Raw genomic sequence first — 6,603 nt, 5'->3', positions numbered from 1 at the left:
AGCCGCCGATGCCGATGTTGACGACGTTCTTGATGCGCTTGCCGGTGTGGCCGGTCCACTCGCCGGAGCGGACCCGGTCGGCGAAGCCGGCCATCTTGTCGAGCACGGCGTGCACCTTGGGGACGACGTTCTCGCCGTCGACCTCGATCACCGCGTCGCGCGGGGCACGCAGCGCCGTGTGCAGCACGGCACGGTCCTCGGTGATGTTGATGCGCTCACCGCGGAACATCGCGTCGCGCAGCCCGAACACGTCGGTGGCGGCGGCCAGTTCCTGCAACAGGGCCAGCGTCTCGTCGGTGACCAGGTTCTTCGAGTAGTCGATGCGCAGGTCGCCGACGCGCACGACGTACCGCTCGGCCCGCCCGGGGTCCTCGGCGAACAGTTCGCGCAGGTCCGGGTGGGGCAGCGTGCCCTTGACGTGGTCCGCGAGGGCGGTCCACTGAGGACGCTGGTTGAGCTTCGGGGTGTCAGACATGGACGGGGGTCTCCTTGCCGGCCTCGCCGCGCAGGGCGACGGCGTACATCTCGTCGGCGTCGAGGCGCCTGAGCTCCTCGGCGATGAGTTCGGAGGTGGGGCGCACCTTCAGGGCGACGGAGCGCGGGGGCTGACCGGGGAGGGTCATCGTGGCGAGCGGGCCCTCCGGACGGTCGACGACGATCTCGCCGTTCGCCGTGCCCAGGCGGACGGCGGTGACGACCGGCCCGTCGGTGATCACGCGGTCCACGCGGACGCCGAGGCGGGCCTCCAGCCAGCGGGCCAGCAGTTCGGCCGCCGGGTTGTCCGCCTCGGCCTCCACGACCGCGGAGGTCACCGGAACCCGGGCCTGGTCCAGGGCCGCGGCCAGCATCGAGCGCCACAGCGTCAGCCGGGTCCAGGCGAGGTCGGTGTCGCCGGGCGCGTAGGCGCGGACCCGGCGCTCCAGGACCTCCATCGGCCGCTCCACCGTGTACAGGTCGGTGATCCGGCGCTGGGCCAGCGCGCCCAGCGGGTCCTTCGCGGGGTTGTCGGGCGCCTCCACCGGCCACCACACGACGACCGGCGCGTCCGGCAGCAGCAGCGGCAGCACCACCGAGTCGGCGTGCTCGGAGACCTCGCCGTACATGCGCAGGACGACGGTCTCGCCGGTGCCCGCCTCGGAGCCGACCCGGACCTCGGCGTCGAGGTGCGAGCGGGTGCGGTCGCGCAGGTTGCGGGGGTGGCGCTTGATGACGACCAGGGTGCGCGAGGGGTGCTCGTGCGAGGCCTCCTCGGCCGCCTTGATCGCGTCGTAGGCGTTCTCCTCGTCCGTGACGATGACCAGCGTGAGCACCATGCCCACGGCCGGGGTGCCGATGGCCCGGCGGCCCTGCACCAACGCCTTGTTGATCTTGCTTGCCGTGGTGTCGGTCAGGTCGATCCTCATGGCCTGCGCCAGCTCCGTCCGTCTCGTGCGAGCATCTCGTCGGCTTCCCGCGGTCCCCAGCCGCCCGACGCGTACTGTGCGGGCTTGTCGTGCGAGGCCCAGTACTCCTCGATCGGGTCGAGGATCCGCCAGGACTCTTCCACCTCCTGGTGGCGCGGGAACAGGTTGGCGTCACCCAGAAGGACGTCCAGGATCAGCCGTTCGTACGCCTCCGGGCTGGACTCCGTGAACGACTCGCCGTAGGCGAAGTCCATGGACACGTCGCGGATCTCCATCGACGTGCCCGGCACCTTGGAGCCGAAGCGCACCGTCATGCCCTCGTCCGGCTGGACGCGGATGACGATCGCGTTCTCGCCCAGCTCCTCCGTGGCGGTGGAGTCGAAGGGCGAGTGCGGGGCCCGCTGGAAGACCACCGCGATCTCCGTGACCCGGCGGCCCAGGCGCTTGCCGGTGCGCAGGTAGAAGGGCACCCCGGCCCAGCGGCGGTTGTCGATGCCCAGCTTGATCGCCGCGTAGGTGTCGGTGGTGGAGGCCGGGTCGATGCCCTCCTCCTCCAGGTAGCCGGGCACCTGCGCACCGCCCTGCCAGCCGCCCGCGTACTGGCCGCGCACCGTGTGCTCGCCCAGCTCGTCGGGCAGCCGCACGGCCCGCAGGACCTTCAGCTTCTCGGTGAGCAGCGACCGCGCGTCGAAAGCGGCCGGCTCCTCCATGGCGGTCAGCGCCATCAGCTGGAGCAGGTGGTTCTGGATGACGTCGCGCGCCGCGCCGATGCCGTCGTAGTAGCCGGCCCGGCCGCCGATGCCGATGTCCTCGGCCATCGTGATCTGCACGTGGTCGACGTAGGACCGGTTCCAGATCGGCTCGTACATCGTGTTGGCGAAGCGCAGCGCCAGGATGTTCTGGACGGTCTCCTTGCCCAGGTAGTGGTCGATGCGGAAGACCTGCTCCGGGTCGAAGACCTCGTGCACCAGCGCGTTCAGGTCGCGGGCGCTGTCCAGGTCGTGGCCGAACGGCTTCTCGATCACCGCGCGGCGCCAGGAACCGTCGGGCGCGTCGGTCAGCCCGTGCTTCTTGAGCTGCTGGACGACCTTCGGGAAGAACTTCGGCGGCACGGAGAGGTAGAAGGCGTAGTTGCCGCTGGTGCCGCGAGAGGCGTCCAGCTCCTCGACGGCCTTGCGCAGCTGTTCGAACGCGTTGTCGTCGTCGAAGTCGCCGGGGATGAACCGCATGCCCTCGGAGAGCTGCTGCCAGACCTCCTCGCGGAACGGCGTGCGCGCGTGCTCCTTGACCGCGTCGTGCACGACCTCGGCGAAGTCCTGGTCCTCCCAGTCCCGGCGGGCGAAGCCCACCAGCGAGAAGCCCGGCGGCAGCAGACCCCGGTTGGCCAGGTCGTACACGGCCGGCATCAGCTTGCGGCGGGACAGGTCGCCGGTGACGCCGAAGATGACCAGCCCGGAGGGGCCCGCGATCCGGGGCAGACGGCGGTCCTGGGGATCGCGCAGCGGGTTGCTCCAGTCGAGCGGTGCCACCGGCTCGACGCCCTTCCCGGCCGCGCCCCCGCTCTTCGCCCCCTTGGCGGCACGGGCCGTCCCGGTCTTCTTCGCGCTCCGGGGAGCCTTCGACGGCCCGGCCGCCTTCGCTGTCCCGGCGGAGCGGGCCTCCTCGGCCTCCTCGGCGTGCAGCGGTCCCGCCGCCTCCTGGGCCGTCCGGGTCTCCTTGGCCTCCTTCGTCGCCTTGGTCTCCCGGACCGCCGTAGCGGGAAGCTCCTCGCTCATTCCCCGTCAACTCCCTTGCTGTCGAGGGACTTCGTCACGGCGGCGAGCAGGTCGTCCCAGGCCGCCTCGAACTTCGCCACGCCCTCTCGCTCCAACTGCTCCACCACCTCGTCGTACGACACGCCGAGCCGCTCCACCGCCGCGAGGTCGGCCCGGGCCTGGGCGTACCCGCTGGTGACCGTGTCGCCCCGGATCTCGCCGTGATCGGCGGCGGCGTCCAGGGTGGCCTCCGGCATCGTGTTCACGCTGCCGGGAGCGACCAGCTCCTCCACGTACAGGGTGTCCCGGAATGCCGGGTCCTTCACCCCGGTGGACGCCCACAGGGGACGCTGGGGGTTGGCGCGGGCCCCCGCGAGGGCGGTGAAACGGTCGCCCGCGAAGACGTTCTCGTACGCCTCGTAGGCCAGCCGTGCGTTGGCCAGCGCGGCCTTCCCGCGCAGGCCGAGCGCCTGGTCCGTGCCGAGGAGCGACAGGCGCTTGTCGATCTCGCCGTCGACGCGGGAGACGAAGAAGGACGCGACCGAGTGGACGCCGGCCAGGTCGATCCCGGCCGTCTGCGCCTTCTCCAGACCGGCGAGGTAGGCGTCCATGACCTCGCGGTAGCGCTCCAGGGAGAAGATCAGCGTGACGTTGACGCTGATGCCGGCCCCGATCACCTCGGTGATCGCCGGGAGACCTGCCTTCGTCGCCGGGATCTTGATCATCACGTTGGGGCGGTCCACCAGCCAGGCCAGCTGACGTGCCTCGGCGACCGTGGCCCGCGTGTCGTGGGCGAGGCGGGGGTCGACCTCGATGGAGACCCGGCCGTCCCGGCCGCCGGTGGCGTCGTACACCTCGCGCAGTACGTCGGCGGCGGCGCGGACGTCGGCGGTGGTCATCATGCGGACCGCCTCGTCGACGGTGACGCCCCGGGTCGCGAGGTCGGCGAGCTGCTCCTCGTAGCCCTCGCCCGAGCCTATGGCGGCCTGGAAGATCGACGGGTTGGTGGTGACGCCGACGACGTTCTTCGTCCTGATCAGCTCGGCGAGGTTGCCGGATTCGATCCGCCGCCGCGACAGGTCGTCCAGCCAGACGGACACGCCCTGGCCGGCCAGGCGCTGCAGCGCTCCCGCGGTGGCGGTTGCTTCGGTCACAGTGATCATCTTCTCTTTCTGCTTCGCAGGTGGTCGGCTCAGCCGCGGGCGGCGGCCAGGGATTCCCTGGCGGCGGCGGCCACGTGCTCGGCGGTGAAGCCGAACTCGGTGAACAGGGTCTTCGCATCGGCGGAGGCGCCGAAGTGCTCCAGGGAGACGATGCGGCCCGCGTCCCCGACGAACCGGTGCCAGGTCAGGCCGATCCCGGCCTCCACGGCCACCCGGGCCCGCACGGACGGCGGCAGCACGCTCTCGCGGTAGGCGCGGGGCTGCTCCTCGAACCACTCCACGGACGGCATCGACACCACGCGCGCGGCGGTGCCCTCGGCCTCCAGCGTCTCCCGCGCGGCCATCGCCAGCTGCACCTCGGAGCCGGTGGCGATCAGGACGACGTCCGGGGCGCCGGTGGAGGCGTCGGCGAGCACGTACCCGCCGCGCGCGGCGTCCGGGTCGGGTGCGTACGTCGGTACGCCTTGCCGGGTGAGAACGAGGCCGTGCGGCGCCGGGTGGGTGGAGTGGCGCCTGAGGATCTCGGCCCAGACGGTGGCCGTCTCGTTGGCGTCGGCCGGGCGGACCACGTTGAGGCCGGGGACGGCGCGCAGGGCGGCCAGGTGCTCGACCGGCTGGTGGGTCGGGCCGTCCTCGCCGAGGCCGATGGAGTCGTGCGTCCAGACGTACGTCACCGGCAGCTGCATCAGCGCGGACATGCGCACCGCGTTGCGCATGTAGTCGGAGAAGACCAGGAACGTGCCGCCGTAGATGCGGGTGTTGCCGTGCAGGGCGATGCCGTTCATCTCCGCGGCCATGGAGAACTCGCGGATGCCGAAGTGCACGGTGCGGCCGTACGGGTCCGCCCCGGGGAGCGGGTTGCCCGCGGGGAGGAAGGACGACGTCCTGTCGATCGTCGTGTTGTTCGAGCCGGCCAGGTCGGCCGAGCCGCCCCACAGTTCGGGCAGCACCGGGCCGAGCGCCTGGAGGACCTTCCCGGAGGCGGCGCGGGTGGCGACCGCCTTGCCGGTCTCGAACACCGGCAGGGTGTCCTCCCAGCCCTCGGGCAGGCGGCCGGCGACCACACGGTCGAACAGCGTCGCGCGCTCGGGGGCGGCGTCGCGCCAGGCGGCGATCCGCTTGTCCCAGGCGGCGTGCGCCTCGGCACCCCGGTCCAGGGCCTTGCGGGTGTGCCCGATGACCTCGTCGGAGACCTCGAAGGACTTCTCCGGGTCGAAGCCCAGGACCCGCTTGGTCGCCGCGACCTCGTCGTCGCCGAGCGCCGAGCCGTGCGCGGCCTCGGTGTTCTGCGCGTTCGGCGCGGGCCAGGCGATGATCGTGCGCATGGCGATGATGGAGGGGCGCCCGGTCTCGGCCTGGGCCGCCGTCAGCGCCGCGTGCAGCGCGGGCACGTCGACGTCGCCGTTCTCGGCGGGCTCGATGCGCTGCGTGTGCCAGCCGTACGCCTCGTACCGCTTCAGCACGTCCTCGGAGAACGCGGTCGCGGTGTCGCCCTCGATGGAGATGTGGTTGTCGTCGTAGAGGAAGACCAGGTTGCCGAGCTTCTGGTGACCGGCCATCGACGAGGCCTCGGCGGACACGCCCTCCTGGAGGTCGCCGTCGGAGACGATCGCCCAGATCGTGTGGTCGAAGGGGGACTCGCCCTCGGGGGACTCCGGGTCGAACAGACCGCGCTCGTAGCGGGCGGCCATCGCCATGCCCACCGCGTTGGCCACGCCCTGGCCCAGCGGACCCGTGGTGGTCTCCACGCCCGCCGTGTGCCCGTACTCCGGGTGGCCCGGCGTCTTCGAGCCGTGTGTGCGGAAGGCCCTGAGGTCGTCCAGCTCCACCTCGTACCCGGCGAGGAAGAGCTGGGTGTAGAGGGTCAGCGAGGTGTGGCCGGGGGAGAGGACGAAGCGGTCACGGCCGGTCCACTCGGGATCGGCGGGGTCGTGACGCATCACCTTCTGAAAGATCGTGTACGCCGCCGGGGCGAGGGCCATCGCCGTGCCCGGGTGGCCGTTGCCCACCTTCTGCACGGCGTCGGCCGCGAGGACACGGGCGGTGTCAACGGCACGCCGGTCGAGTTCGGTCCACTCGAAGCGGTCCGCGCTGTCCACTGTCTGCTTGCTCGACTGCGTGCTCATCTTCAAGAAATCCTCGATCGGAGCGGAGTAGCTGGTCTGACGCGTTCAAACTTAAAAGTCTGACTTTTGAGAGTGAAGGTCGTGGTGTGCCAGCCTGTGGTGAAACTGGGACACGCCCCGGCCGCGGGGCGCACGGGCGGGACGGCGCGAGAAGGAC

4 protein-coding genes and 1 pseudogene are annotated in these 6,603 nt (G+C 71.4%); all 5 read right to left on the bottom strand.

Annotated elements, in window-relative coordinates; all coding sequences use genetic code 11:
- Nucleotides 1-475 (bottom strand): annotated as a pseudogene (locus ACIQFU_RS32775) (glucose-6-phosphate isomerase); the annotation flags it as partial.
- Nucleotides 468-1,403, bottom strand: a complete 936-nt coding sequence (gene opcA / locus ACIQFU_RS32770; protein WP_054101838.1) for a glucose-6-phosphate dehydrogenase assembly protein OpcA — start codon at nucleotides 1,401-1,403, stop codon at nucleotides 468-470. The gene opcA and the pseudogene ACIQFU_RS32775, both read right to left, overlap by 8 nt.
- Nucleotides 1,400-3,178, bottom strand: coding sequence for a glucose-6-phosphate dehydrogenase (gene zwf / locus ACIQFU_RS32765; RefSeq protein ID WP_402556449.1), 1,779 nt, complete (start codon nucleotides 3,176-3,178; stop codon nucleotides 1,400-1,402). The genes opcA and zwf overlap by 4 nt, the downstream gene beginning before the upstream one ends.
- On the bottom strand, nucleotides 3,175-4,320 hold the full coding sequence (gene tal, locus ACIQFU_RS32760) for a transaldolase (RefSeq protein WP_402556447.1): 1,146 nt from the start codon (nucleotides 4,318-4,320) through the stop codon (nucleotides 3,175-3,177). Before tal ends, zwf begins: the two co-directional genes overlap by 4 nt.
- Before the next feature lie 29 nt (nucleotides 4,321-4,349).
- The gene (gene tkt, locus ACIQFU_RS32755) at nucleotides 4,350-6,446 is read right to left on the bottom strand and encodes a transketolase (RefSeq protein ID WP_402556446.1); all 2,097 of its coding nucleotides are present in this window, start codon (nucleotides 6,444-6,446) and stop codon (nucleotides 4,350-4,352) included.
- Nucleotides 6,447-6,603: the final 157 nt, after the last annotated feature.

It is taken from the genome of Streptomyces sp. NPDC093065 (assembly GCF_044754585.1).
GTDB lineage: Bacteria > Actinomycetota > Actinomycetes > Streptomycetales > Streptomycetaceae > Streptomyces.
This window is presented reverse-complemented; position numbering and strand designations above follow the sequence as displayed.